Origin of the sequence: Streptomyces cupreus (assembly GCF_014257025.1) — a bacterium.
Taxonomy (GTDB): domain Bacteria; phylum Actinomycetota; class Actinomycetes; order Streptomycetales; family Streptomycetaceae; genus Streptomyces; species Streptomyces cupreus.
On the sequence record NZ_JACMSF010000006.1, the window covers coordinates 158,387 to 184,335 of the forward strand.

Consider the following 25,949-nt stretch of genomic DNA (forward strand, 5'->3'; position numbering starts at 1 on the left):
TGTTGCGATCGGCCAAGGACCTCAGCGGTCACCATCCGATAAAAACGCCAATCGTCCCCATGTGACCGTCCCCCGGAGAACCCCCCGCCCATGGACGCCTGCACCTTCGAGGAACTTCTCGACACCCTCGGCGAGCCCATGTTCCGCGTGCTCGCCGCTCCGACCGACCTCACCGCACCCGTCTCGGAGGTCCTTCTGTACGACGCCGGGGCCCCGTTTCCGCGGAGCGCGCCCGGCGCCCTGCTGCTGGCGGTCGGAACGCGAGCAGCTGAGGTCGGGCCGCTGGCACGCGATGCCGCGGCGGCCGGGATGGCCGGACTCGTCGTACGGGACGGGGACGCGCGGCCCGACACGACAGCGGCGGCAAAGGCCCACGGCCTGGCGCTGCTCGCCGTCGACGGGGACGCCGCCTGGCACCACGTCCATCTGCTGCTTGCGTCCGCGATCGGTTCCCGGCCCGGCCCGGCGGGCGGCGGGGCCGCCTTCGGGGACCTGTTCGCGCTGGCCAACGCGGTGGCCGCGGCCGTGGGCGGCGCGACCGTCGTCGAGGACGCCCGCCAGCGGATCCTGGCCTACTCCACCGTCCCCGGGCAGTCCGTCGACGAGGCCCGGCGGCAGGGCATCCTGGGCCGCCAGGTGCCGAGCAGCCCCGAGAACACCGAGCAGTACCGCGTCCTGTTCGCCGCCCCCGGATCCGTGCGCCTCGCCGCGCTCGACGGCGACGAGTTGCCGCGGCTCGCCGTCGCGATCCGCGCGGGCGGCGAGACGCTGGGGTCGGTGTGGGTCGTCGACGACGGGCAACTCGGCCCCGATGCCGAGGAGGCGCTCGCCCAAGGCGCGTCCACGGCCGCCCTGCTCCTGCTGAGGGCACGGGCGAGCGAGGAACTGTCCCGGCATCTGACGAGCGACCTGCTGCGCCGTCTCCTCGACGGCACCGCCGATCCCGCAGGCGCCGCTCACCGCCTCGGCCTCGCCGCGGACGCCCCGGTCCGTGTCGCGGCCTTCGCCCTCGACGGCGCGGTGTCCGCGCCCGACGGGGAACAGACCGCGCTGCGGCTGCTGGACCTCGTACGGCTCCAGTGCGAGGCGCGGTACGGGCGGCACGCGTGCGTGCTGGTGGACGGCAGGGTGTACGCGCTCCTGCCGGTGGCCGGTGTGGGGGTACCCCCTGCTCGAGCGAAGTCGAGAGCTTGGGGGAGCGGCGGGGAGCGGCACAAGCGGCTCGTCGAGGACATCGTGCGGCGCGCGGGCCAGGCACTGCGGGTGCCGGTACGGGCGGGGCTGGGCGACGTGGTCGCGGACCTGGCGGCCGTGCGCGGCTCACGGGACGACGCCGACGTCGTCCTGCGGGTGCTCGGGCCTGGCGAGGACGTCGCTGCCGTGACCGAGGTACGCGCCCGCGTCACCCTGCTCCGGCTGCGTGAACTCATCGGTGATCAGCGGGAGTTGACGGCGGGCGCGTGGCGTGAGGTGCTGGCGTACGACGCCGAGCACGGCACCGACTACGCCAGGACCCTGGTGTGCTGGCTGGACGCCGGATGCGACATGGCGCGGGCGGCGAAGCTGCTCGACGTGCACCCCAACACCTGCCGGTACCGCCTCAGGCAGGCACAGCAGCACCTCGGCCTCGATCTGGACGACCCGGACGAGAGGTTGGTGCTGTGGCTGCAGCTGCGGACGCTCGGGGGCCTGCGAGGCCCCGACCGGTGAACCCCACCCGCGGCAGGCCGTGGGTCGGATTCAGCCGCTCAGCCAGGCCGCGAGCCGGGCCTCGCACTCCCGCAACTGCCCCACGGGTACGTACTCCCCGGCGGTGTGCGCGAGGGTCGGGTCGCCGGGGCCGTAGTTGAGCGCGGGCGTGCCTAGCGCCGCGAAGCGGGCGACGTCGGTCCAGCCCAGCTTGGGGCGGGGAGTCGCACCCAGGACCTCGACGAGCGAGGCGACCGGGTCCTGTCCGAGCCCGGGCAGGGCGCCCGGCACGACCTCGGTGACCTCGACCTCGTACTCGGGGAAGAGCCCGCGCAGATACGCCTCGGCCTGCCCGGCCGAACGGCTCGGCGCGAAGCGCAGGTTGACCGTGATCACACAGATGTCGGGGACGACGTTCTCGGCGATGCCCGCGCGGACGGCGACCGCGTTCAGCCCTTCGCGGTACTCCAGGCCGTCGATGACGATCCGCTCGGCGGTGTGGTCGTCGAGGCGCTGGAGCACGGCGGCGGCTCGGTGCGCGGCGTTGACGCCCCTCCAGGAGCGGGCGGTGTGCGCGCGCTCGCCGCGCACCGTGATGTCCGCGTTCAGGACACCCTGGCAGCCGGCCTCGACGCCCGCGTCGGACGGCTCCATGAGGATGGCGAGGTCCGCCTTGAGCAGGTCGGGGCGTTCGGCGGCGATACGGTTCAGGCCGTTGCGGTCGCCGGAGACCTCCTCGCACTCGTAGAAGACGTAGGTGACGTCGCGTACCGGTGCGGTGAGGGTGGCCGCGAGGCGCAGGGCGACGGCGACGCCGCCCTTCATGTCGCACGCCCCGAGCCCGTGGAGCAGCTCTCCGTCCAGCCGGGACGGCAGGTTCCCGGCGGCCGGGACGGTGTCCAGATGGCCGGCGATGACCACCCGCTCGGCGCGGCCCGAGTCGGTGCGGGCCACGACGGAGTTGCCGATGCGTTCGACCGTCAGATGCGCGCAGGTGCGCAGGGCGGACTCCACGGCGTCGGCGAGGTCGGCCTCGTCGCCGCTCTCGGACGGCGCGTCCACCAGGGCCCGGGTGAGGTCCACCAGGTCGCCGGTCGGGTTCAGCGAGGTCATACGGCGGTCTCCTCCTGCGGGGCGGGCCGGTTCAGCCGGGAGTGCTTGATGCCGTAGAGCGCGTAGATCGCGAAGCCGACCGCCATCCACAGGCCGAACGCGAGCCAGGTGTCGGTGCCGAGCCCCCACATCACATAGCCGCAGCACAGCGTGCCCAGCGCGCAGGTCACCGGCGCGAGCGGTACCCGGAAGCTGCGCGGTGCCTCCGGGCTGCGCCGGCGCAGGATCAGCACGGCACAGTTGACCAGCGCGAACGCGAACAGGGTGCCGATGCTGGTGGCGTCGGCGAGCGCGCCCAGTGGCACCAGTGCGGCGAGCACCATGATGAACGCGGACACGATGACGGTGTTGGCGCGGGGCACCCCGGTCTTCGGGTGGATCTTGGCGAACAGGGGCGGCACGAGCCCGTCGCGCGCCATCGAGAACAGGATGCGGGTCTGCCCGTACTGCACGGCGAGGACGACGCTCGTGGTGGCGACGACCGCGCCGACGGACAGCAGGATCGGCCACAGGTTGCCGCCGCCCACCGAGCGGACCAGCACCTCGCTGAGAGTGGCCTCGGTACCCGCGAACCTCTGCCACGGCATCGCGCCGACCGCCGCGATCGCCACCGCGCAGTACAGCGCGGTGATGAGCCCGAGAGAGAGGAGGATGGCGCGCGGCAGGTCACGCTGCGGGTTCTTCGCCTCCTCACCGGCCGTCGACGCGGCGTCGAAGCCGATGTACGAGAAGAACAGCGAGGCGGCGCCCGCGCTCACGCCCGCCATGCCGAGCGGGAACAGCGGCTGGAAGTTCCCGGCGCGGAACGCGGTGAAGGCGACGGCGCAGAACAGCACCAGGGCGGCCACCTTCACCGCCACCATGATCGTGTTGACGACTGCGCTCTCGCGCGCCCCGCGCAGCAGCACCACCATGGCGAGGACGACGATCGCGGCGGCGGGAACGTTCAAAACGCCGCCCGCGCCAGGCGGGGCGGCCAGCGACTCGGGCAGCGTCCAGCCGACGGTGAGCTCCAGCAGCTCGTTCACGTACTGGCCCCAGCCGACCGCGACGGCGGCGACCGAGACGCCGTATTCCAGCACCAGACACCAGCCGCAGACCCACGCGACCAGCTCGCCGAGCGTGGCGTAGGCATAGCTGTACGAGGATCCGGCGCCCGGAATCATGCCCGCCAGCTCGGCGTAGGACAGAGCGGAGAACAGTGCGGTGATCCCGGCGAGCACGAAGGAGACCACGACGGCAGGGCCCGCCTCGGGCACCGCCTGGCCGAGGACGACGAAGATCCCGGTGCCGAGGGTGGCGCCCACGCTGAGCAGCGTGAGCTGTGTGAGCCCCATCGTCCGCCGCAGCTCACCACCACGGGCCTCGGCAACCAGATCGGCGACGTCCCGCCGCCGCGTCAACCTGCTCGCAGTCCCGACCTCGCCCGCGGTTCTCGGCGGGCTCGTCCGCACAGTGTCCACGCGTCCACTCCTCTCACAGCTCCCGTTCCGGCCCTTGATGATGCGAAATGGCGAGGCGGGGAGGGATGTGCGTGTTGGCCAAGACAGTGAGAGGTGCTTTGGCTTTCCGGCCAATGCCGGAGGTGGATGTGTTCGGCATCCCGAAGGCTGCGGCCGTCCGCATCACCCTTGATCTCACCCGTGACCGCCTCGGGATCCTCGGCGCAACGCAACCGCTGGCGCCCCGGCTTCGGGATGACTTTGTTTCATTGGGCCGGTCCGACTGCACCGGTGCCTTGTACGGCAGCCATTACTTCACTGGGTGGTGGCGGGTCGAGGCAGCAGCAGGGCCACTACGACACCTACCGCCGCGAATACGGCGCCCAGTACGAACACGGCTGTGAAGGCGCGCCCGCCCGGCAGTGTCGAGCCGGCGAGCGAGTGGGCGCTGAGGATCGCGATGGCGACCTGGGTCCCGATGACACCGCCGATTGTGCGGACGACGGTGTTGAGGCCGTTGGCGGTGGCTATCGCGTGTCTTGGAGCGAAGCGGGCCACGAGCGAGGGCATCGTCGCAAAACAGAGAGCGGCGCCGGTTCCGAGCAGTACGGAATCGGCGAGCACCTGCACCGGCGTGGCATGCCAGTGTGCCAGTGCCAGGCTCCCGGCGAGGAGCAGTAGCAGCCCTGCGAGCAAGGGGGCACGGTGGCCGAACCTCCGCTCCAGCGCCGGTACGAGCGGAGCCACCAGGACCTGCAGCAGCGCCGATGGAAGCATGAGCAGGCCGGCCGCGGTGACCGTGAAGCCGAATCCCGACGTGGCGCCTTCGGGCCGGTGTGCCGGCAGTTGGGCCAGCATCGGCACGATGAGGAAGAAGATCAGGGCCGCGGCATAGAAGAGGGCTGCGGCGCAGTGGGTCAGCAGCATCGGCCGGTCGAGGAAGACGCGCGGTTCGAGCAGTGGATGCGGTGTGCGCTTCTCGGCCACTGCCAGGGCGGCCAGGAGTATTGCTGCGGCGATGAAGAGGCCGAGCACGGGGGCAGAGAGCCATCCGGCGTGCGAGCCCTGGGTGATCGCCAGCAGCAAGGCCACCAGGCCGAGCGAGAGCAGGATGGTGCCCGCCACGTCCTGGGGTTCGTCCCGGCGGGTGGTGTCGTTGGGGATCCACCGGGCCACCAGCAGGAAGGCGACCGCGATGACGCCGGTGAGCACGGCGAACATCCATCTCCATGACGCGTGGTCGACCAGGAGGCCGCCGATGACGAAGCCCAGCCCGGTGCCCGCGCCGATCATCGCAGAGACGATCCCCAGACCATGGCCGATCCGCTGTGGGGGAAGCAGGACACTGATGAGACCGAAGGACAGGGGAAGTGCGGCCGCTCCAGCCCCCTGCGCCGCGCGCGCCAGCAGCAGGATGGGGAAGTTCCATGCGACGGCGGCAAGCAGGGTGCCGGCGCCGAAGACGGCAAGGGAGACGAGCAGGACGCGGCGCTTGCCGCGCCCGTCGCCGAGGCGTGCGAGCACGGGAGTGAGTACGGCTCCGGACAGCAGGTAGAGGGTGAATACCCACGCGGCCCAGTCGCCGCTCACCTCGAAGTGCCGCTGGAAGGTGGGCAGGGCCGGAGCGACCAGGGTCTGCAGCAGCCCGTAGGCCAGCACCGCCACCGAGAGTGCGGCGACCACGCGGCCGGCGGGCGGGCTGGTGTCCGGGGGGCCGCCCGCGGCTGGGACGAGGGAAACGGCGGTGGTTCGGTCTTCCTGGGACATGACGACCTCTGGTGTGGGACGGGCGACCGACAGGACCGTCACCGCGCCGAGGAGAACTCGGCGCGGTGACGGTTGCCCACTCCGCGAGCGGGGGGAGCAGCGACTGGCGAAACGGTCCGGTTGGGCGGAGTTACTGGCTGCTGGGGGCGAGTTCGTCGAGCGTCTGTGTGCGCTGGACGATCTCCCACTTGCCGTTCACCTTGCGGAGCTTGTCGGTGTAGGTTCCGGTGGCGTAGAGGGCGTGCTCCGTCTCGGTCTCCGCGACCCAGTACCAGGAACGGGCGGTGGCGGTCGTGCCGTTGACCTCGATCATGGCGGGTCCGGTCATGTGCCGCTTGCCCTTGGTGAAGCCCTTCTCGGCCAGGTCGATGAACATGGCCTTGATCTCGCTGCGGCCGTCGGCGGAGCCGAAGGGGCTCCGGTAGTGGCCGTCCTTGGCGTACAGGTTGGCGTAGCTGTCGGCGTCCCTCAGATCGATGTACATCTGGTGACGGTCTATCACCTCGCTGATGGCGAACCGCTCTTCGGTGCTGTCGCTCTCCGTGGCGGTGGCGTTCCCGCTCAGGAACACGCCGGCGGCCGCGGCACCGGCCAGGACACCGATGATGGGCGCGGCCGCCCTCCGGATGGTCTTCACGTCGACTCCTCCACAAGGGAAATTGGTCAGATTATTGATAGTCACAATTGATGACTACATTGATCGTATTCCCATGCGCAGTACGGCGTCCAGCGCCAGAGGAGGAAGGAGCCGGTCAGCGCGAAGCCGCCGGACGAACGCCCCGCTCGCGGGCGACTCGCTCCCGGACGGCGGGCACCACCTCTTCGGCGAACCGCGGCAACTGACGGTCGACGGGACCTCTGGGGAAGAAGACGAAGGTGTCCATGCCCCCCTCGACGACGAGGCCGGTCAACTCATCCACCCACTGTTCGACCGGCCCGACGAGAAAGCCCTGCCCCGGACCGTCAGTGATCAGGCCATTGACGTTGTACAAGCGGCGGATGACCTCGGGACGCCGACCGGCCGACCGGGCGGCGTCGTCGATACGGGAATGAGCCTCGGGCAGCCGGGGCGGCGGCAGAAAAGGCGACGAGGGCACCCAGCCGTCCGCCAGTCGTCCGGTCAGTTCAAGGGAGCGCGGCCCGAGGGCACCGAGCCAGATACCCATGTCATGGACAGGGAGCGGACCTGGGTGTGCACCACTCAGTGAATAGAACCGGCCGCCATAGCGCACCGATCGCTGCTCGCTCCAGAGCAGCCGGATGACCGCGATCGCCTCCTCGAGCGCCACGACCGCCTCGCCGGCGGTACGCCGCCCGCCGCCGTACGCCTCCACCGCCTCCCATGCGCCACCTGCCCCCAACCCGAGCTCGAACCGACCGCCGCTGATGACGTCCAGAGTGGCGGCCGACTTGGCGATCAGTGAGGGATGCCGCAGGGGCAGGTTGGACACGTCAGGGAAGAAGCGGATCCGCTCGGTCCGGGCGACCAAGCCGCCCAGCAGCATCCATGTGTCCAGGAACCTGCCCTGATACGGATGATCCTGGATGCCTACGAGGTCGAGTCCCAGCCGCTCAGCCACTAGCACCGAGTGCAGCACCTCGTCGTATCGCCCGGGCTCGGTGGAGTACCCGAACTCCACTGGCCTGCCGTAATCCGCCATGACGCCTCCGTCTCCGGTACCGGGCCGCCCGGTACGTCGGTCTGCATTCCGCCGGCCCGGACGACGCCGAGGAGGGGCGGTACGTGAGTCCCTTCACCTCGGCGAGGAGGAAGGGCGGAAATCAGAGGGATGTCGGCGGATCCACGCCGGGCGCGCCACGACAGCCCTGACCAGCCCTCCGTGCCCATTAATATACAGATGGTGACAGTCAATAACGTGACGAGGAGGGTGCCGTAGTGCGGCGCAGCGAACGCAAGCTCAAGGATCCGGATCTCGGGATTCTGTCGACGCGGCTGCTCTTCTCGATCCAGAAGGAGCTGTTCGAGACGCTGGCCGAGCAGGGTCATCCCGAGCTACGGCCACAGCACGGCGCCGTGCTGGGCTTTCTCGACGAGGAGGGCACCCGTGCGACGGAACTGTCCCGGCAGTCGGGCACTCATAAGCAGGTCATCGGCAACCTGATCGACGAGCTGGAGGCCCTGGAGTACGTCGAGCGCCGGCCCGATCCGCGGGACCGGCGGGCCAAGCTGATCGTCCCCACCCGTCGGGGCCGGGACCAGATGGAGAAGTCGGACGCGATCATGGCCGCCATCGAGCAGCGGCATGCGGAGGCGATCGGCGAGCGGAAGTACGCGGCGTTCAAGGGCGCCTTCCGGGAGATCACCACCCAGCAGCTGGCGCAGTTCGACGAGGCCGCGGCCAGCAGGCGGGAGCCACGGAAGGGCACCGGGCGCTGATCCCCTCTCACAGCGGGACCACTTCGAAGGCGACCGCCAGCGGCACCCCCGCGCGGCGTCCGGCGTCAGCGGCCTGACGGCGCAGGAACTGCTCAGGATCGAAGCCGCCCGCAAGGTTGCCGAGGTACATCTCGTGCGCTGCCAACGACTCCACGCCCCGGTCCAAGTGCGCCGTGATGTCGACGAAGTGCTCAGCCTCCGGTGACGAGCTGAACATGGCACAGCGGACTCCGGACCACGGCTGGAGTCCTTCGTCGAGCAGTTCGGGGAACACCCAGCGGTTCGCCGCGTCGCGGGCCGCGTCGATCAACGCCGCGCCCACGGCGCGGTGGTCGGCGTGGTTGAGCGCACCGTTGTTGAAGCACTCCCGGAAGTTGAGCGAGATGATCACGTCGGGGCGGTGCCGACGGATGGCGCGGGCGACGTCGCGGCGCAACGCGATGCCGTATTCGACCGTGCCGTCGGGGTGGGCCAGGAACTCGACCTCGTCCACCCCGACGATCCCGGCGGCGGCGACCTGCTCGGCCGAGCGCACCGCCGCGGTGCGCTCGGGAGGCATGGACTCGATCCCGGCCTCACCACGGGTGACCAGCAAATCGACCACGGTCTTGCCCTGAGCGGTCCACCGGGCGATCGCCGATGAGGCCCCGAACTCCAGGTCGTCCGGGTGGGCCACCACCGCGAGCCCGCGGCGCCAGTCCTCAGGCACGTGATGCCGCAGCACCCGACCATTGGTCATATCAGTGACAGTCACGATTATTACTATACCCTATTCGTTCAAGCCGCCGGTCCGGGTCCTCAGAGGCCGGGAACGACCACGATGCGCCCTCCGGCGCTACCGGTCTCGACGGCTTCATGAGCGGCGGCGATGTCCTCCAGCGGGTACCGGCGAGCGATGGGATGGACCAGGTCCGCCGCGGCGGCCGCTGCGCTCAGTTCCTCGGTCGCTGCCCGCTTGGCCGCGGCGGGGAAGTCATCGCTTCCCAGGAAGTGCGCGGTGACGTTGGAGTAGCCCAGCTGCCAGAAGGGGATGGCGGGGCGTGCCTCGTCGGTGGCGTAGGCGGCGATCACCCCGCCCACGGCGAGTATCTCCAGATCGATGTCCGCATTGGCCCCGAACGCCACCTCGAGCACTCGGTCGACTCCGCGCCCCCCGGTCAACTCCTTCACCCGGCCGGGCAGCGTGCCGTCCGCCAGGAGCACATGGTCCGCGCCGGGCACCGGGCCCGGCCGCCGGACGGTGGCGATCACCCGCGCCCCGCCGCGCCGGGCGAGGGCAACCGCCGAGCGGCCGACCGCACCGGTGGCACCGGTGACGAGCACCCAGGCGTCCCGCAGCGGACCGTCCATGAACAGGGCGCGGTGCGCGGTGAGGCCGGAGATTCCGAGACAGGCCCCCTGCTCGAAGGAGACGCTGTCCGGGAGGTGCACCGCCTTCTCGGCAGGCACGGTCACATAGCCGGCGGCCGTACCGAAAGGCCGGTACGACTGTGCGTCGTAGCACCACACGCGTTCCCCCACCAGGGCAGCGGGAACGCCCTCGCCCACGGCATCGATGACGCCGGCGCCGTCCGAGTGCGGGATCACCCGGGGCCAGGCCATGCCGTAGCCGGTCCAGTCCTGTCTCTTGATCACGTCCCCGTGGTTGATGCCCGAGGCGTGCACACGGATCCGCACCTCCCCGGGGCCTGGCTGCGGATCCTCCATCTCGCCGACCCGCAGCACCGCGGACGCCGGACCCGTCGACTCGTACCACGCTGCGCGCACGACGGTCAGCCCCCAGCGGTCTTGAGCAGGTCCGGCAGCCGCCGCACCACTGCCTGCCAGGACGGGTGATCCGGATCGATGACGTCGAAGTGGTCCGCACCCGGGACCTCGACGTACTCCACCTGGTCGCCGCGCTCCAGGGCGGCGGTGAGGTACGTCCGGCTCTGGTCGGGGGGAACCCCCGTGTCGGCGTCCCCGTGGACGACGAGCTGAGGCACACCGAGCGGCAGGCGTTCGAGGGGCGAGGCCAGCGCGTACCGGTCCGGCAAGTCGTCCGCACGGCCGTCGAGCAGTGCGGCCGTCGCTCCGTGGGCCGTCAGACTCGCGAGGGTCGGCGCGAGTTCCGGCCTGGCCGGTGCGGGAGCCCTCGCCGGAGGCGGTACGGACGGGTCGCCGAACCGGGCCCCCAGCTCGTCGGCGTCCGCGGCCCGCAGATCCAGCACCCCGGCCAGCGCCACCGCGGCGGCGAGCGGTACGCCCCGGCCACCGCTGCCCGGCGCTGCGGCAGGCAGTCCGGGCCGGGAGGCAAGCCACAGGGCGAGCTGGCCTCCCGCGGAGTGCCCGATCGTCACGACGCGGTCCAGGTCCAGCCTGCCCCGGGCGGAATCGGCCGCGGTCTGCCCACCGGGCAGGTCCCCCGCCGCGAGACCGGCCAGCACGTCGACGGCAGCGGCGGCGTCCTCCAGCGTTCCGGGCCAACCGCCGCCGTCCTCTCCCAGACCGCGGTAGTCGATGTTCCAGACGGCGTAACCGCGGGCCACCAAGTCCTGTGCCAGCGGTATCAGTTGGCTGCGGTCGAGCATCGCCGTCCAGAACCCGCCATGGATGAGCACCGCGACAGCGTGCACCCCTTCGCCGGGCGGAAGATACAGATCGCCCGTCTGGGACGGCGCGGACCCGTACCGCACGGTCACGACGGACCCGTTCCGGGCGGTCACCACGGCTGGGCCGTCGCGTCGAGGAGCGCGCCGCGCTCGGAGCTGAGCAGCTCGCTGATCGGCGCGAAGAACGCCTGGACGGCGGGGAGGTTACCGCCCTTGGCCTGGGACGCGTCCAGGTCGTCGGCCACGGCCCACCACACGATGTCCAGCCATTCCTCGTCGTCGATGCGGACCAACTGGGCGCCGAGGAATCCGTGCCGGTCCGTGCGGAACGCCCCGATCATCCCCGGCCGCGCGTCGAGAAGTTCCTGGGCGCGGTCGGGCGGGACCCGGAAGCGGGTGAGTTCTACAGTGGTCATGTTCATCCTCAGTAGTCGTGCTGCCGCCCGGCGCCGTTGGCCGGCGGGTCAGAGAAGGAGAACGGGCTCGACGACCTCTCCCGAGCCGTGGCCCGGGCGGCCTCGTTGATCCGTTCGAACGGAAACGTGGTGACCAGGCGCTCGACGGGAAAACGACCGGCTGCGTGCAGTCCGGCCAGAGTCGGGATGACCACGTGGGGCATACCCCTCCTTCGACGATTCCCACGATCCGCTTGCTCCCGTTGACGATGTCCGCGGCGTAGACGGCCTGCCGGAACACCAGCACATTGCCGCTGCTCTCCAGCACATGACCGGCCCCGCCGCCGGTGAGCTCCCGAACGACCGCCACCGGATCGGTGGAGCGGGCGTCAATGGTGTCGGTGGCGCCCGTTCTGCGGCCGGCGCCAGGCGGCCGGGATGAACGTCGACGGCGATGACCTGCGTGGCCTGGGCGAGCCGCGCCGCCATGACGACCGCGAGCCCCACCGCACCGGCTCCGAACGCCGCGACCGAACCGCCGGGCGCCGGCCGCAGTACGTTCAGCACCGCGCCCGCGCCGGTCTGGATGCCGCGGCCTAGGAGCGCGAGCGTGGCCAGTGGCGCGTCATCGGGGAGATTCACGGCGTTCCGCTCGGTGACGAGCGCATGGGTGGCGAAGGACGACTGCCCGAAGAAGTGCCCGTGCAGCGGTGTGTCACCGTGCCACAGCGCCGGGCCCCCGTCCAGACGCGCGCCGGCGGTGAAGTTGAGCAACAGGAAGTCCGCGCACCGGCTGGGCAGACCGGAGCGGCAGCTCGCACATGCACCGCAGGAGGAGAAGGTGAGCACCACCCGACCGCGGCGACGCGCACCTCACCGGCGCGGTGGTCGTCGAGCAGCACGTCCATGGCCTCGAAATCGGCCCCTGGCTCCTGTACGACGGCGGCTGTCACCGGCTTCGGCATGACGGCTCCTTCGGTGCTCCCATGGCGGCCAACCCACCCTATTAGTCAATAATATTGACCGTCAAGATTATGACCATAGACTGGGTGGGCGGTTCGCCTTTGCCCGTCATCCGACACTCAGGAGATCACCATGAGCGCAGCGCCGCCCGCCGAGACCGACCAGCTCACTGGCGTCTGGCAGATAGACGCCGCCCATTCCGAAGTGAGCTTCACCGTGCGCCACCTCATGGCCCGCGTGCGCGGCAGCTTCTCGTCCTTCGGCGGGACCATCACCGTCGGGGACGACCCGGCACGGTCCAGCGTCCAGGCGGAGATCGACACCACGTCGATCGACACACGCAACTCCGAACGGGACAAGCACCTGCGCAGCGCCGACTACTTCGACAGCGACAAGCACCCGACGGCACTCTTCGAATCCGCCGCCGTACGGGAACAGGAAGGTGGCCGATACAGCGTCGAGGGGCTGCTGACCATCCGCGGCGAGACCCGTCCGGTCAACCTCGACCTGGTGTTCCTCGGCGTCGACAGCGACCCGTGGGGCGGTACGCGAGCCGGATTCCGGGCATCCACCCGGATCAGCCGCTCCGACTTCGGCGTGACGGGCAACGTACCCCTGGGCGGAGGCCGGGCGCTGCTCGGGGACAGCGTCGAGATCGAGATCGAGATCGAGGCCGTCAGGCAGCAGTAGTCCCCGTGCCCGGCTGGAAGGGGGCCGACGGCGAGGTGTCCGCCCCCTGGTCCGGCCCGTCGTGCCCGGACCGCGCGGACAGCGGGCAGGGCACCGTAGGGCCCAGCAGCCCCTGAGCACTCCTCCAAGGGGCGGCGGTCAAGGCGGTGGAATCGATGACGGCAGCACGCCGGTGCCGGACGGCGTCCTCACCGGCGGCGCGGGCGATCACTTGCCGCACCGCCTCGCTGCTGCGCCGCGCCTGGACGACCCACGTCTGGGTGCCGCGCACTTCCTCGTCGCCCACGGTGCGCACGGTGGGGGCGGTGACGTTCCACAAGGTCATAGCTGTAACTGCTCCTGGGTCGGGACCTTGGCGAAGGCCGGATGGTCGGGGGGGGACAGTGGCCGGATCAGCTGCAGGCCAACGGCGGCGCCTGGTCGAGCATCTCCCGTACGGCGGGCACCACTTCGCGGGCGAAGCGCCCGATCTGATCGACCGTGGCCTCCTCCGGCCAGAAGACGAAGGTCCGGAAGGGCTGCTCGGTCGCCAGGCGTGCCAGCAGTGCGGCCCACTGCTCCGCAGTCGCGCGCACAGGGGCCTTGCCCGTCCTGGCCGCGGCGTTGCCTGGCCGGTCGGTGATGGTACCGACGAGCTGAGCGATCCTCAGGACGTCCTGAGGGTTCCTGCCGGAGGCGCGGGCCGCTTCGTCGATCAGGGCGTTGGACTCGGCCCACTTCTCGTACGGCAGGTAGCTGGGGATGGGCGCGGCCCGTCCGTCTGCCAGCCGACCAGTCAGTTCCAGGGATCGGGGCCCCTGGGCGCCGATCCAGATACCGATCGGGTGGGCCGGAGCGGGCCCGCTGCGCAGTCCGGGGATGGTGTAGTGGCGGCCCTCGAACGTGACCGGCTCGGGTGCGGACCGCCACAGTGCCCTCAGGATCTGGACGGCCTCGCCCAGTTGGGACAGGGCTTCGGCCCGCCCGAGCTGGGGCGTCATTCCCATCCTGGCGATGGCGGACCAGTAGCCGCCGCCACCGATACCGAGTTCGAAGCGGCCCGCGGAGAGCAGGTCGAGCGAAGCCGCCGTCTTGGCGAGCATCGAAGGATGTCGCAGCGGCAGATTGGCCACGTCCGGGAAGAAGCGCAGCCGCTCGGTCCCTTCCAGCAGCATGGCGATGAGGGTGAAGGTGTCCACAAGCGCCGGGCTGTACGGGTGGTCCTGCACGCCGACGAGGTCGAGTCCTTCCTCCTCGGCCGCGCGGACCAGGTCGCGGTGTGCCGCGATGTCGGTGGTGGGGTTGAGCGAGAAGCCGAACCGGAGGTCACGCATGGCTGTCCTCGCGTTGGGGGGTTTGGGGTGCGGATGACGGTGCCGGACCGCTCAGCCAGCGGCGCAGGACGCGGGAGAGCGCGGGCAGCAGCGCATAGGTCATGGCGGCGCTGAAGAAGAGCGCGATCAGTGCATTGCGCAGGGCTGACGGAAGGCCGCCTGTGTACGGCACCAGGAGAACGTCGGCGAGGAGCGAGAGGGGATACACGGCGGCCGCTGCCACAAGAGTGAGCTTCCAGCGGGGCGGCGCGGCCCGGTCCGGCAGAGCGAACAGATCCTCCATGCCGGACAGATGGCGGGTGCGGACCAACTCGTGCAGTTCGCTGCCATGGTGGAGGCAACGTTCGTTGTGCGGTGAGCTCTCCCAGGCATGCAGGGAGGCCTGGTCGGTGAACCGGTAGACAAGGTGCCAGCGGTCGTCTGCGGCTGCAGGGTGCAGGACGCCGCCGCCGAGATATCCGGGGAAGCCGGCGGCTTCGGCCAGGATGCCGTACGCCCACGACCGGAACTCCTCCCCCCTGCCGGGAAGGACGCGGCGTTCGACCAGCACGGTGACGGGGTCGGCATGCCTCTGATCGGGGATGGGGCGGTCGATGCTCATGGGCGGTTTCCTGCGATGGCTCGGGAGGGTGGGGGCGGCCGGGAACTGGGACCCTGAGCGATCCCGGCACGGGATCAGGCGGCCGGGATCCGGCCGAACCGTCCGGACTGGAAGTCGTCGAACGCCTGCATGAGTTCGCTGCGCGTGTTCATGACGAAGGGGCCGTTCCAGGCGACCGGCTGACGGATCGGCAGACCGCCGAGGATCACCACGTCAAGCCCCGGGGACCTGCTCTCCTGTTTCTCGTCGGCTGCGACGCTGATCGCGTCACCCGGACCGAAGACGGCGAGCCGACCGGAGTGCACCGGTCGCCGCTCCTCACCGACGCTGCCCCGGCCCGCCAGAACGTAGACGAGGGCGTTGAAATCCGGGCGCCAGGGAAGGGTGAGCAGGGCACCGGGGCTGAGAGTGGCATGGAGCAGCGTGATCGGCGTGTGCGTCGCACCTGGCCCGTGCCTGCCCGCCAGCTCACCGGCAATCAGCCGGACCAGGGCTCCACCGTCGTCACTGGCGACGAGCTCCAGTTGTGAACCGCGGATGTCCTGGTATCGGGGTGCGGACATCTTGTGGTCGCGGGGCAGATTGACCCAGAGCTGGAAGCCGTGGAACAGACCGCCGCTCATCACCAGATGTTCGGGGGGCGTTTCGATGTGCAGCATGCCGGAGCCGGCCGTCATCCACTGGGTGTCCCCATTGGTGATGACGCCGCCGCCTCCGTTGGAATCGCGGTGCTCCATGATGCCGTCGATCATGTAGGTGACGGTCTCGAACCCCCGGTGGGGGTGCCACGGGGTTCCTTTGGGCTCGCCGGGGCTGTATTCCACCTCACCCATCTGATCCATCATCAGGAACGGGTCGAGGTGGCGCAGATCGATCCCTGCAAGTGCCCGGCGTACCGGGAATCCTTCGCCTTCGAAGCCTTGGGGAGCGGTGGTCACGGCAAGGACGGGACGCTGTCGGGCGGTTTCACCGGGACGCGGGATCCGTGGCAGGGCGAGGGGCGAGTCGACGGTTACGGCGGGCATGGTCTTTCTCCTTCACGCACCGGATCGCGCAGTGCGCAGCACCGGGTGGGGGCAATGGGGCTGGGGCCGGGTGCCGGGCCGTGCGGGGAACAGGGCCCAGCACCCGGGAGCTCCCGCGGCGCGGTTACGGGGGCCGTGCCCCGCGGGAGCGGCTCGGCGGCTGGACGGGTCAGCCGTTCTTGGAATAAGCGGCGGACAGCTGACCGACCAGGGTGGCGAACGGCATGTCCAGCGCCCCATAAAGCTCGTACGCCTTCGGGTCGGCGTTGTCGGCGAGGATCTCGACCATCGTGGTGGCGTAGTCGGTGACGATGACACCCGCCTGCTGCATCCGCAGCAGACCCGCCGTGCGCTTGGTCTCGCTGAAGGTGCCGGAGGCGTCGATGGCCGCGTACGCGTCGTAGCCGGCGGCCGTGGCGGAGATCGCCGGGAACGCGAGGCAGACCTCGATGGAGATACCCGCGATGATCAGCTTCTTGCGGCCGGTGGCCTCCACGGCCTGACGGACACGCGGCTCGTCCCAGGCGTTGACGGTGCCGCGGTCGAACACCTCCAAATCCGCGGGAAGGACCTCGGCCAGCTCTGGCACGAGCGGGCCCCACATGCCGTCCGCCATCGTGGTGGTCACCACGGTGGGGATGTCCAGCACCTGAGCCGCCTTGGCCAGCGCCGCGACGTTGTGCTTGAGCGTGGCGACCTCGATGTCACGCACTCCGGTGAACAGGCCGACCTGGTGATCGACCAGCAGCAGGGCGGCGTTGTCGCGGGTCAGGGGCTCGTGGAAGCGGCTGGTTCCGGGAAGGTTCTCGCTCATGAGGCGTCTCCTGCGTCAGGGGGCGGTCACCCGCCCCACTTTGGTAACAATCTTGATAGTCAAGAACTATGACTAGTGTCAGCCTATTCCCGCCCTGGCGGGATAGACAAGATCACCCCCCAGGAGACCCCCCGGCCCTCCCGCCACCCGCGGCCCTCGCAGGACCCGCCGCCCTACAGCCCCATCACCGAGCAGGATGCGGACGCCGCGGAGCGCCGCCTGGCGCAGCGCAGTCGCCAACTGGGCCAGGGCGACGCCGGGGCCGCGGTGCTCGGCGTGAACGACGGGCATGGCGACCGCGGTCGTCGGCGGCGTACTGTCCCGCTCCTCGCAGCGCGGCCTGGTGCGAGGAGCGGTGCGTCAACTGGTGATGACAGCCGCCGCCGACGTGACGTTCGCGCTCGGACGGACGGCCGGCACGTCCCTGGCCTGATCAGTCGGCACCCTCGGTCCGACCAAGCTCAGGAACGCTTGGCGTACGCCGTGGCGAGCTGTCCGACCAGGACCGCGAACGGCATGTCGACCGCCGCGTACAGGTCGGGTGCCAGCGGCGAGGCGTTGTCCTCGAGCATCTCGACAGCAGCCGTGGCGTAGTCGGTGAGGATCACCCCCGCCTGGTGCATACGCAGCAGCCCGGCAGCGCGTTTGGTCTCGCTGAAGGTCCCCGAGGCGTCGACCGGGGCGAACACCGTGTACCCGGCCGCGGTCGCAGCGATGGCCGGGAAGGCGACGCAGACCTCGGTCGATACACCGGCGATGATGATCTTCTGTCGGCGGGTCGCCTCGACGGCCTCCCGCACCCGCGGCTCATGCCAGGCGTTCACGGTGCTCCGGTCGATGATCTCCAGCTCCGGCGGCAGCACTTCGGCCAGCTCCGGGACCAGCGGTCCCCACATGCTCTCGGCCGCCGTGGTGGTGGCCACTATCGGCACCTCAAGCGTCCGCGCGGCCTTCGCCAGGCCCACCACGTTGTGCTTCAGCTCTGCCACGTCGATGTCCCGTACGCCGGTGAGCAGCCCGATCTGGTGGTCGACCAGCAGCAGCACCGCGTCCTGACGGGACAGCGGCTCATGGAAACGGGATACGGCGAATGTGTCGGTCATCTCTGTCCCTCTCCAACCCCCTTCCCCCCTCACCGTGCTCCCTCATTGCTCCCTTCCTCTTTCTCTTTCTCCGGTTGCTTTCTCCGGTCGTTCCGCAGAATGCGCGTGGTGCAAGTCCTTGCCCTTACCGCCTTCGCCGACCGCTGGAGGTGAAGGCATGGGTGACGACAGGAGGCTCCTCCAGTAGCGCCCAGGCCCGCTCCTCCAGGTCCCGGTCGGCTCCAGTGAGCCTTCCGCCGTGCTGCGCCATGTGTTCGGACCAGGAGGCGACCAGGTAGTTCTCCAGGAACCGCTGCTGGTCGTCCGCGTCCTGGTACAGCCCCCAGTCAATACCGCCGATACGCCTCCGGGCCAGGGCCAGCTCCTGCATCGTCTGCACGAACGCGGCAGTGTTCTCGGTCGGCACCCGGTACTCGATGCTGATCAGGACCGGGCCGCGATCCGGCGCGGGCTCGAACACCAGACTGGGTACGGGCCAGTGCATGGAGGCCGAACGATCGAGCTCGGCCGCCTCGCTCAGCGGCCAGACACCTACGGTGGCCGCCCCGATCAGCAGCACGCCCGCGGCGATCAACAGCGTCTCGGTGAGACCGATGCGCGAGGCCAGCGCCCCCCAGAACGCGGCGCCAAAGGCCGCCCCTCCCATGAACACGGTCATGGAGATCGCCAGCCCGCGCGCCCGCACCCACGCGGGCATCAGCAGCTGGAGGGAGGCGTTGAAGGTGGAGAGCACCGCCAGTTCGGCCAGCCCGGCCACCACGAGCAGCGCAGCCAGCAGCGCGGGAACGTCCACGACCGCCATCACCACGAGCACGGGAGCCAGCGTCGCGCTGCCGACGCCGACCAGCAGGGTGCTGCCCCACCGGCGGCTGACCCGGGGAAGCACCGCCGCGCCGGAGACGGCCCCCACGCCCACCGCAGCGAGCAGCAGCCCGTATCCACCGGCGCCCATACCCAGCGTCCGGTCGGCAGCGACCGGCAGCAGGGCCCACAAGGCCGCGCTGGGAGGTACGAACAGCAGGACCCGCAGCAGGACCCTTCGCGCCTCGGGATCGTTGCGTACGTACCGCCCGCCTGCCCGCAACGCCGCCAGCGCCCGCTCCCGCTCGCCTCCGACCGGCACCTGGGCAGGCCGCCGCCACCGCGCCAGGACCGCCAGGACACCGATGAACGAGACGGCGTTCAGCGCGAAAACCCAGGCCGGCCCGGCCACCGCGACGAGCAGTCCGCCCAGCGCGGGGCCCACCGACCGGGCAATGTTCACATTGGCCGCACCCAGCGAGGCCGCCTGGAGCAACTGATCACGCGGCACCAGCTCCGGCTGGATCGCCTGCCACGCCGGACCCATCAGCGCCGTACCGCACCCCAACAGGAAGACCAAGCCCAGCAGCACGGCCGGTGTGGCCAGCCCGGCCCAGGTCAGCCCCGCAAGCCCCCCCGCTGTCACCAGCATGACCACCTGGGCTGCCATCAGCAGACGCCGGCGGTCCACCAGGTCGGCGAGCACCCCCGACGGCAGCCCCAGCACGAAGACCGGCAGCATGGACGCCGTCTGCACCAGCGCCACCAACGCCGGCCCCCGCTGGACCATGAGCCACTGGGCGGCGACCGTCTGCATCCACGTCCCGATGGCCGAGGCGAGCTGAGCGGTCCACAACGCCCGGAAGACCGGGTGGGCCAGCGGAGCCCAGACCGGCGGTGCGGGCTCCCCGCTCTGCACCCCGGCTCCAGTGCCGCTGCCCCTCGGCTCGCTCATGCCGTCCTCCATTCCCACCCTGAACCCCGGGGGCCCGAGTCGCAGGTCCAGCAGGCGAGGACATCGGACGGCTGACGGCTGACGGCACCGTCAGATAGCCGCGATCTGACGCCTACGACCAGGCCCGGATCCCCTCGATCCCGCTGCCCCTGTCGCCGCAGGCCCGGTCGGCCCGCACTACCACGATGCCCGTGATCACCGACCTGGTCATCGAAATGGTCGCCGGCGGCCAGGGTGCGACGATTCTCCCCAACTGGGTCGCCGCACCGTACACGAACTCCCACGACCTCGCGCTGATCCAAATCGGCGCCGTCCCCATGGCGCGCACCTGGTACCTGGGCACCCGCCAGGGCCGCCGCACGCCCCATCTGCAGGCTTTCGTCGATGAGCTGACGACCCATCTGACGCGCCCGTGGCCGAGCTGCTGTCCCTGTCATGGGCTGGTCAGCCGGCTCGTGGGCTGCGGGCTCCGGCCGCTGCGCGGCTGTCCGGTACGGCCATGGGAGATGCCGTACCGGACAGCCGCGCAGATGGAGATCAGGCCTCGCGGGAACCCTCGTACATCGCCTCGATGACCTCGGCGTACTCGCGCTCGACGACCGGCCGCTTGACCTTGAGGCTCGGGGTGAGTTCACCGTGCTCGATGTCGAGGTCGCGCGACAGCACCGAGAACTTCTTGATTGTCTGCCACCGTTGCAGGTCGCCGTTGACCCGCTGGACGAAGCCGTCGATCAGCTCGTGGACCTGTGGCGAGCAGACGACCTCGGCGTAGCTGCGGTCGCCGAGGTCGTGAGACGCCGCCCAGGGCATGATCACGGTCTCGTCCAGGGTGATCAGTGCGGAGCAGAAGTTGCGGCCGTTGCCGATGACCAGGATGTTGCTGACGAACGGGCAGATGGCCTTGAAGCGGCCTTCGATCTCGGTGGGTGCCACGTACTTGCCGCCCGAGGTCTTGAACACGTCCTTCTTGCGGTCGGTGATCCGGACGAACCCGTCCTTGTCCACCTCGCCGATGTCGCCGGTGCGCAACCAGCCATCGCTCTCCAGCACCTCCGCGGTCTTCTCGGGGAGATTGTGGTAGCCGCGCATGACGCCGGGGCCCCGCAACAGGATCTCGCCGTCCTCGGCGATGCGGACCTCGGTGCCGGGCAGCGGCTTTCCGACCGTGCCGACCCGGGAGTCCTCGGCCGGGTTGACGATGCAGCCCGCGCTGGTCTCGGTCAGGCCGTAGCCCTCGAGGACGTGCACGCCCGCGCCGGAGAAGAAGTAGCCGATATCCGGGGCGAGGGCGGCACTGCCCGAAACGCTGGCACGCAGATTGCCTCCGAACGCCGCGCGGATCTTGCCGTACACCAGCCTGTCAGCGACGGCATGCTGCACGGCGAGCGACAGAGGCACCCGGCGCCTTCCGGTTGCCGCCATGCTCTCCTGCCCGGTCCTGGCGTAGTCGCGGGCGACCTTCGCCGCCCACAGGAAGATCTTGTACTTGACGCCGCCCTCGGCCCTCGCCCTGCTCGCGATGCCGTTGTAGACCTTCTCGAAGATCCGCGGCGCGGACGCCATCAGGGTGGGCCGCACGGCGGGCAGATTGTGGACGATGCGGTCGACCCGCCCGTCCACCGCCATCACATGGCCGGTCTGGACCTGACCGGAAATCAGAGCCTTGCCGAAGACATGGGACAGCGGCAGCCACAGAAACTGCACATCGTCGGAGCGCAGCAGCCCGCCGGCCTCCTGCGCCGCGCCCTGGTACGACCAGCAGTCGTGCACCAGGCGCACGCCCTTCGGCCGGCCGGTCGTGCCGGACGTATAGATCAGGGTGGCGAGTTGCTCCCGCTCGATTGCCTGGACCGTTTTCTCGACCGCGTCCGGGTGCTCTTCCAGGTACACCGTGCCGCGCTTTTCCAGCTCAGCGAGGGACAGCACCTCAAGCCCCTCCACCTGGGACACGCTTGCCTGAGGGTCGAAGAGGATCACGTGGCCGAGCTCGGGCAGGCGGTCGAGGTGGGCGGCCACCTTGGCCAACTGGTCGGCGTTCTCGGCAAAGAGCGCCCGGCTGCCGGAGTCGGAGAGGATGTACACCGTCTCATCCGCATTGGTGCTGGGGTAGACGGCGGTGGCGGCGGCCCCCGCGCACATCGCGCCCAGGTCGGCCAGGATCCACTCCACCCGGGTGGAGGAGGAGATCGCCACCCGCTCCTCCGGCTGCAGCCCGAGGGCAATCAGGCCGGCCGCGATCGCCCTGACGCGCTCGCCGGTCTGCGCCCAGGTCAGCGAGCGCCACTGCTCGGTGCCGGAAGCGCCGTCGTCGGCCTGGTTGTCGATCGGCGCGGGGTAGCGGTAGGCCTCCCGGTCGGGGGTGGCCTCGACTCTGGAGAGGAACAGATGCGCCACGGAGACCGGGCGGCTTTCAAGAAGGGACTGCGCGGAACTCACATCGACCTCCGGGCCCGGGGGCGCTCTCAATGTCTTGTTAACTGGCAGGTAACTCGCAAGCAGTGGGTTGAGACTAGAGGTAGGACCGCCGACGCGTAAGGGAGGTAAATGCTGGACAAAGCCGCCCAATCGATCTATCGGCACACCAAAGGGCCTCCCCGCCAGGGGCCTCGGCGGCGCTGCGAGTGGTACTCGCGAGGCAGTTCCCAGGCGATGACAAGGGTCGGCGACAGCAGGTCGCCTTGAGGATCCGCTCCCGGGGCGTCAGCGACCACCGTTCGACCCGTGCGGACAATTTCCGTCACAGGGTGAGCACGAGTTTGCCGCGGACCTGGCCGGTCTTGCTGATCCGGTGCGCTTCGGCCGCCTTGTGCAGGGGCAGGACATCCTGGACTTCGACATGGACGACCCCGGTGTCGATGAGCGTGCTGATGCGGTGCAGCGCCTCGCCGTCCGGGGCGACGATGACGCGCTGCCCCTTGATCCCCGGCACACGGTGCGCCTCGTCGATGGGTTCCGGCAGGGTGATGAGGGTCCCGCCCGGTCGCAGCAGAGGCCACGACTCCCACTGAGTCCGGCCGCCGACGGTGTCGATGACAGCGTGGACCGGTTCGATGGTGTGCAGGCTGTCCGAGGTGCGGTCCACAGGCTCGTCGACACCGAGACGGCGCAGGAAGTCGAGATTGCGTGGTGAGGCGGTGGCCGCGACGTGTGCCCCGCGGGCTTTGGCGAGCTGTACGGCGAAGTGGCCTACCCCGCCCGCGCCGGCGTGCACCAAAACCCGCTGCCCTGAGGCCACGTGTGCGGCATTGAGAGCCTGCCATGCGGTCAGGGCCGCCAGCGGAACGGCCGCGGCCTGGGCGAACGACAGGCCTGCGGGCTTGGGCGCCACCGCCGATGCAGGCAGGACGGCGAACTCCTGGTAGGCGCCGCCGTGCGGCAGGGGCAGCATGCCGTACACCTCGTCACCGACATCTGGACCGTCAGCCGTCGCCGTTGCGACGACCTCCCCTGCCACATCCCAGCCCAACGCCAGCGGGAATTGGCGGTCCGTGCCGACCGCACCTTCACGGAACTTCCAGTCGACGGGGTTGACCCCAGCCGCCCGAACCTTCACCAGGACCTCTCCGGCCGCGGGGGCCGGTACTGGTTGCTCGGTCAGTTCCAGGACGCTTTCATCGCCGTAACGAGAGAAGACCACTGCACGCATGACACATACTCCTCATTAAGTCGGGGCAGGCTTGCTGGGCAGTCGGGCCGTGACGAGCCCACGCCAGTAGGGGGCTCAGTCGTGCCCGGGCGCCGGGCGGCGCAGTGCCGCCTCTGTGCCGACGACGAGTTCGTCGAGGTAGGCGCGGGCGCCACGCGGCCGGGTGAGCGCCGCCGCTTGGCCGGACCAGAGGTTGACGTAGTCGGCCAGACCGCGTTCCGCGGCTGCTGTGCGGAGCGGGCGGGTGAGCGTGTACTGGAGCGGGTAGGGCGCCAGTTCGCTCTCGTACGCCAGTGCCTCACGAGTGAAGCGGTTGGGGATGGCTCGCGCGAGCCGCCCCGAGAAGGCTCGGGTCAGTACGGTCGTACGCGCGTCGGGGCCGTGCAGGACGGCCCGGTGGATGGCGCTCGCGCCGGACTCCTCAGTGGCCAGGAAGCCGGTGCCGATCTGCACTCCGTCCGCCCCGAGCGTCAGCGCCGCGGCAATTCCGCGGCCGTCGGCGATGCCGCCGGCGGCCACGACGGGGATCGACACGGCCTGCGCGACCTGCGGAACGAGGGAGAAGGTCCCAACGAGGGACTCGTTCACAGGGCGCAGGAATGAGCCGCGGTGCCCTCCTGCGTCACTGCCCGAGGCGACGACGGCGTCCATGCCCGCCGCCTCGATCGCGAGGGCCTCCTCGACGGTGGTCGCGGTACCGACGGTCCGGATGCCCCGGCGCCGGGCCTCGTCGAGCACCCGGGCCTCAGGGATGCCCATCACGAAGCTGATCACCGGCGGCTCCGCCGCGAGCAGCGCGTCGATCTGCTCATCGAAACCGGGGGCGGGAGGCGGCTCCTCCAACCGGTCCGTCGGCAGCCCGAGTTCCTCGAACCACGGGCGCAGCAGCCCGGCGTACCGGGCCATCCGGTCACGGTCGGGCGATGCCGCGGCTTCCTCGGGGTGCGGGACCCAGAGGTTGACGGCGAAGGGTCGCGCGGTGGCCTTCTGCAGCTCGCTCACGAGCGCGCCGATCCCGTCCGGAGTGAGGATGTGTCCTCCGTACGAGCCGAGCCCGCCGCCCTCGGAGACAGCGGAGGTGAGCGCCACGGACGAGAGTCCGCCGCCGAACGGCCCTTGCACGATGGGGACTTCCAGGTCCAGTAGCTCGGCGAGCCGGCCACGGGCCCAGGAACGCTTTCCGTCGGTCATGACAGTGGTCCTTGGAGTCGAGAAGTCGAGGGAGGTCTGAGGCCGAGTGCGTTCACCGCACGAGGGCGAGCGCCGCGCGGCCCGCCACCTGCTCAAGGGCGGTCTCGGCCACCCGCCGCCCGAGGTGCTCGGCGGTCCGCAGGTCTGCCCCGGAGGGCGAGTCGCCCGGGCCCAGGTCGGACGGCGACTGGGCCATCGCGCCGAGGAAGCCGCCGAGGCGGTTGAGGTCCTCCGGGGTTCCGGTCGTGGAGTACTCACCGCCGGGCGGCAGGCCCAGCGAGACCCAGTTCATGCCGTGCTGCGCGGCGAAGACCGAGAGGGAGACCAGGACGTTCAGCTTGTCGCCGTTGACGCCCGCGGAGTTGGTGAAGCCGGCGGCGAGCTTTCCGGCCCAGCCCTGCTCCATCCAGATCGGGGCGCTGGCTTCGGCGAAAGCCTGGAAGACGGCGGACTGGCTGCCCATGTAGGTCGGCGTGCCGAAGACGATCGCATCGGCGGCGGCCAGGGTCTCCCACAGCCGGTCGTTCACGACGGCCACGTCGCACAGCTCGGCCTGCGCTCCGGGCACCGACCCGGCTCCGGCGGCGACCGCACGAGCCTGGCGGGCGGTGTGGCCGTAGCCACTGTGGAAGGCGACGGCGACGGTGATGCTTTCGGGCATGGCGAAGTCCTCGCAGGTCTGCTATTCGGCGGGCAGGTTTCCCACCACCGGAAGAGACAGTAGACGACCGGTCAACTAAAAGCCACCGCAATAGTTGACCGGCCGTATACTCATCGCCATGGGACGAACGAGCACGGCACGGGAACGACTGCTGGACGCGGCCTGCGGCCTGATGCTGAGCCGCGGTTACGGCACGATCGGCGTCGCCGAGATCTGTGCCCGCGCGGACGTGAAGAAGGGCAGCTTCTACCACTTCTTCGAGTCGAAGCAGGCCCTGACGATCGAGGCGATCAACGCCCACTGGGCGGCCCAGCGGCCCGATTGGGTGGCGACCTTGCGCGGCGACGGGCCGGCGGAGGACCGACTGGAGCGGCTCTTCCTCGACCAGGCCGCAGCCCAACGCGCGGCGAAGACGGAGGGCGGCGCGGTCAATGGCTGCCTGTTCGGCAATCTGGCGCTGGAGATGAGCACCCAGGACGTGGTCGTCCAGGCCCGCCTGGCAGAGATCTTCGACGAGCAGATCGACCTGGTTCACGCCACACTGACGGATGCCGCGGAGCAGGGCACCATCCCCACCTCTGCCGCGACCCGCACCACCGCCCGCGCGGTACTCGCCCAACTGGAGGGCATGGTCATGTTTGCAAAGCTGGCAAACGACCCCTCCGTACTGGACGGACTGTGGGCGCAAGCCGCCCGGCTCCTGCGAAGCTAGGGGGCGCAGCGCGCCGTAGCGGACACGACGGCGCGCGTTGAAGCCGTCCAAGGCCCGTTTCCTGCTGGCAGGGGGAGCG

General features: G+C 70.3%; 28 protein-coding genes. 7 read left to right on the plus strand and 21 right to left on the minus strand.

Features of this window, described 5'->3' with window-relative positions:
- The first annotated feature begins 90 nt into the window (after positions 1 to 90).
- Positions 91 to 1,710 carry a PucR family transcriptional regulator gene (locus H4N64_RS08140; RefSeq protein WP_186281433.1) on the plus strand — a complete coding sequence of 540 codons (1,620 nt, stop codon included), beginning with the start codon at positions 91 to 93 and terminating at the stop codon, positions 1,708 to 1,710.
- Positions 1,711 to 1,740: 30 nt separating this feature from the next.
- Here the strand turns inward: H4N64_RS08140 and dapE are convergent, their stop codons facing one another.
- The 5 genes from dapE to H4N64_RS08165 form a co-directional block, all read right to left on the minus strand.
- Positions 1,741 to 2,802 carry a succinyl-diaminopimelate desuccinylase gene (gene dapE / locus H4N64_RS08145; RefSeq protein ID WP_186281434.1) on the minus strand — a complete coding sequence of 354 codons (1,062 nt, stop codon included), beginning with the start codon at positions 2,800 to 2,802 and terminating at the stop codon, positions 1,741 to 1,743.
- Complete coding sequence (locus tag H4N64_RS08150; RefSeq protein ID WP_186281435.1) at positions 2,799 to 4,265, minus strand: amino acid permease; 1,467 nt, start codon at positions 4,263 to 4,265, stop codon at positions 2,799 to 2,801. The genes dapE and H4N64_RS08150 overlap by 4 nt, the downstream gene beginning before the upstream one ends.
- 294 nt (positions 4,266 to 4,559) lie before the next feature.
- Positions 4,560 to 6,011: an MFS transporter gene (locus tag H4N64_RS08155; RefSeq protein WP_186281436.1), complete on the minus strand. Its 1,452-nt coding sequence runs from the start codon at positions 6,009 to 6,011 to the stop codon at positions 4,560 to 4,562.
- A gap of 130 nt (positions 6,012 to 6,141) precedes the next feature.
- On the minus strand, positions 6,142 to 6,648 hold the full coding sequence (locus tag H4N64_RS08160; protein WP_186281437.1) for a nuclear transport factor 2 family protein: 507 nt from the start codon (positions 6,646 to 6,648) through the stop codon (positions 6,142 to 6,144).
- 115 nt (positions 6,649 to 6,763) lie between these two features.
- Positions 6,764 to 7,672, minus strand: coding sequence for an LLM class flavin-dependent oxidoreductase (locus H4N64_RS08165; protein WP_186281438.1), 909 nt, complete (start codon positions 7,670 to 7,672; stop codon positions 6,764 to 6,766).
- 236 nt (positions 7,673 to 7,908) lie between these two features.
- Between H4N64_RS08165 and H4N64_RS08170 the strand changes: the two genes are divergently transcribed.
- Complete coding sequence (locus H4N64_RS08170; RefSeq protein ID WP_186281439.1) at positions 7,909 to 8,409, plus strand: MarR family transcriptional regulator; 501 nt, start codon at positions 7,909 to 7,911, stop codon at positions 8,407 to 8,409.
- A gap of 7 nt (positions 8,410 to 8,416) precedes the next feature.
- On the opposite strand, the gene H4N64_RS08175 is transcribed toward H4N64_RS08170, so the two are convergent.
- Genes H4N64_RS08175 through H4N64_RS08195 form a run of 5 tightly spaced genes read right to left on the minus strand, consistent with a single transcriptional unit; the run spans position 8,417 to position 11,619 of the window.
- Positions 8,417 to 9,163, minus strand: coding sequence for a PIG-L deacetylase family protein (locus tag H4N64_RS08175; protein ID WP_336246662.1), 747 nt, complete (start codon positions 9,161 to 9,163; stop codon positions 8,417 to 8,419).
- A gap of 44 nt (positions 9,164 to 9,207) precedes the next feature.
- Positions 9,208 to 10,176, minus strand: a complete 969-nt coding sequence (locus H4N64_RS08180; protein ID WP_186281440.1) for a zinc-binding dehydrogenase — start codon at positions 10,174 to 10,176, stop codon at positions 9,208 to 9,210.
- A gap of 5 nt (positions 10,177 to 10,181) precedes the next feature.
- A complete protein-coding gene (locus tag H4N64_RS08185; protein ID WP_336246663.1) occupies positions 10,182 to 11,117 on the minus strand; it encodes an alpha/beta hydrolase family protein in 936 nt (311 codons plus the stop codon).
- Positions 11,111 to 11,416, minus strand: coding sequence for an antibiotic biosynthesis monooxygenase (locus tag H4N64_RS08190; RefSeq protein ID WP_186281441.1), 306 nt, complete (start codon positions 11,414 to 11,416; stop codon positions 11,111 to 11,113). The genes H4N64_RS08185 and H4N64_RS08190 overlap by 7 nt, the downstream gene beginning before the upstream one ends.
- 8 nt (positions 11,417 to 11,424) lie before the next feature.
- Positions 11,425 to 11,619 (minus strand): hypothetical protein, encoded by a 195-nt coding sequence (locus tag H4N64_RS08195; protein WP_186281442.1) that lies wholly within the window; start codon positions 11,617 to 11,619, stop codon positions 11,425 to 11,427.
- Between the two features lie 214 nt (positions 11,620 to 11,833).
- Between H4N64_RS08195 and H4N64_RS08200 the strand changes: the two genes are divergently transcribed.
- Together H4N64_RS08200 and H4N64_RS08205 are read left to right on the plus strand one after the other, a co-directional pair.
- Positions 11,834 to 11,995, plus strand: a complete 162-nt coding sequence (locus H4N64_RS08200; RefSeq protein WP_186281443.1) for a hypothetical protein — start codon at positions 11,834 to 11,836, stop codon at positions 11,993 to 11,995.
- A gap of 495 nt (positions 11,996 to 12,490) precedes the next feature.
- Positions 12,491 to 13,048 carry a YceI family protein gene (locus tag H4N64_RS08205; protein WP_186281444.1) on the plus strand — a complete coding sequence of 186 codons (558 nt, stop codon included), beginning with the start codon at positions 12,491 to 12,493 and terminating at the stop codon, positions 13,046 to 13,048.
- Here H4N64_RS08205 and H4N64_RS08210 read toward each other — a convergent pair.
- The 5 genes from H4N64_RS08210 to H4N64_RS08230 form a co-directional block, all read right to left on the minus strand.
- A complete protein-coding gene (locus H4N64_RS08210; RefSeq protein WP_186281445.1) occupies positions 13,035 to 13,373 on the minus strand; it encodes a hypothetical protein in 339 nt (112 codons plus the stop codon). The two genes, H4N64_RS08205 and H4N64_RS08210, sit on opposite strands and share 14 nt — an antisense overlap.
- Positions 13,374 to 13,440: 67 nt before the next feature.
- Positions 13,441 to 14,361 carry an LLM class flavin-dependent oxidoreductase gene (locus H4N64_RS08215; protein ID WP_186281446.1) on the minus strand — a complete coding sequence of 307 codons (921 nt, stop codon included), beginning with the start codon at positions 14,359 to 14,361 and terminating at the stop codon, positions 13,441 to 13,443.
- Complete coding sequence (locus H4N64_RS08220) at positions 14,354 to 14,962, minus strand: antibiotic biosynthesis monooxygenase (RefSeq protein ID WP_186281447.1); 609 nt, start codon at positions 14,960 to 14,962, stop codon at positions 14,354 to 14,356. Before H4N64_RS08220 ends, H4N64_RS08215 begins: the two co-directional genes overlap by 8 nt.
- A 74-nt stretch (positions 14,963 to 15,036) precedes the next feature.
- On the minus strand, positions 15,037 to 15,987 hold the full coding sequence (locus tag H4N64_RS08225) for a pirin family protein (protein ID WP_186281448.1): 951 nt from the start codon (positions 15,985 to 15,987) through the stop codon (positions 15,037 to 15,039).
- 169 nt (positions 15,988 to 16,156) lie between these two features.
- Positions 16,157 to 16,801 (minus strand): isochorismatase family protein, encoded by a 645-nt coding sequence (locus H4N64_RS08230; protein ID WP_186281449.1) that lies wholly within the window; start codon positions 16,799 to 16,801, stop codon positions 16,157 to 16,159.
- A gap of 289 nt (positions 16,802 to 17,090) precedes the next feature.
- On the opposite strand from H4N64_RS08230, the gene H4N64_RS08235 reads away from it, so the two are divergent.
- Positions 17,091 to 17,234, plus strand: a complete 144-nt coding sequence (locus H4N64_RS08235; protein WP_186281450.1) for a hypothetical protein — start codon at positions 17,091 to 17,093, stop codon at positions 17,232 to 17,234.
- 28 nt (positions 17,235 to 17,262) lie between these two features.
- Here the strand turns inward: H4N64_RS08235 and H4N64_RS08240 are convergent, their stop codons facing one another.
- The gene (locus tag H4N64_RS08240; protein WP_186281451.1) at positions 17,263 to 17,904 is read right to left on the minus strand and encodes an isochorismatase family protein; all 642 of its coding nucleotides are present in this window, start codon (positions 17,902 to 17,904) and stop codon (positions 17,263 to 17,265) included.
- A gap of 124 nt (positions 17,905 to 18,028) precedes the next feature.
- Entirely contained in the window at positions 18,029 to 19,660 is a 1,632-nt protein-coding gene (locus tag H4N64_RS08245) for an MFS transporter (RefSeq protein ID WP_186281452.1), read from the minus strand.
- Positions 19,661 to 19,845: 185 nt separating this feature from the next.
- On the opposite strand from H4N64_RS08245, the gene H4N64_RS08250 reads away from it, so the two are divergent.
- Positions 19,846 to 20,235, plus strand: coding sequence for a LysR substrate-binding domain-containing protein (locus H4N64_RS08250; RefSeq protein WP_186281453.1), 390 nt, complete (start codon positions 19,846 to 19,848; stop codon positions 20,233 to 20,235).
- Here H4N64_RS08250 and H4N64_RS08255 read toward each other — a convergent pair.
- From H4N64_RS08255 to H4N64_RS08270, 4 genes are all read right to left on the minus strand, one after another.
- Positions 20,198 to 22,096, minus strand: a complete 1,899-nt coding sequence (locus tag H4N64_RS08255) for an AMP-binding protein (protein WP_186281454.1) — start codon at positions 22,094 to 22,096, stop codon at positions 20,198 to 20,200. The genes H4N64_RS08250 and H4N64_RS08255 overlap by 38 nt on opposite strands.
- A 301-nt stretch (positions 22,097 to 22,397) precedes the next feature.
- Positions 22,398 to 23,306 (minus strand): NADP-dependent oxidoreductase, encoded by a 909-nt coding sequence (locus H4N64_RS08260; protein ID WP_186281455.1) that lies wholly within the window; start codon positions 23,304 to 23,306, stop codon positions 22,398 to 22,400.
- Between the two features lie 75 nt (positions 23,307 to 23,381).
- Positions 23,382 to 24,497, minus strand: coding sequence for an NAD(P)H-dependent flavin oxidoreductase (locus tag H4N64_RS08265; protein ID WP_186281456.1), 1,116 nt, complete (start codon positions 24,495 to 24,497; stop codon positions 23,382 to 23,384).
- Between the two features lie 52 nt (positions 24,498 to 24,549).
- A complete protein-coding gene (locus tag H4N64_RS08270) occupies positions 24,550 to 25,158 on the minus strand; it encodes a flavodoxin family protein (RefSeq protein ID WP_186281457.1) in 609 nt (202 codons plus the stop codon).
- Between the two features lie 118 nt (positions 25,159 to 25,276).
- Between H4N64_RS08270 and H4N64_RS08275 the strand changes: the two genes are divergently transcribed.
- Positions 25,277 to 25,870 carry a TetR/AcrR family transcriptional regulator gene (locus H4N64_RS08275; protein WP_186281458.1) on the plus strand — a complete coding sequence of 198 codons (594 nt, stop codon included), beginning with the start codon at positions 25,277 to 25,279 and terminating at the stop codon, positions 25,868 to 25,870.
- The last annotated feature ends 79 nt before the right edge of the window (positions 25,871 to 25,949 follow it).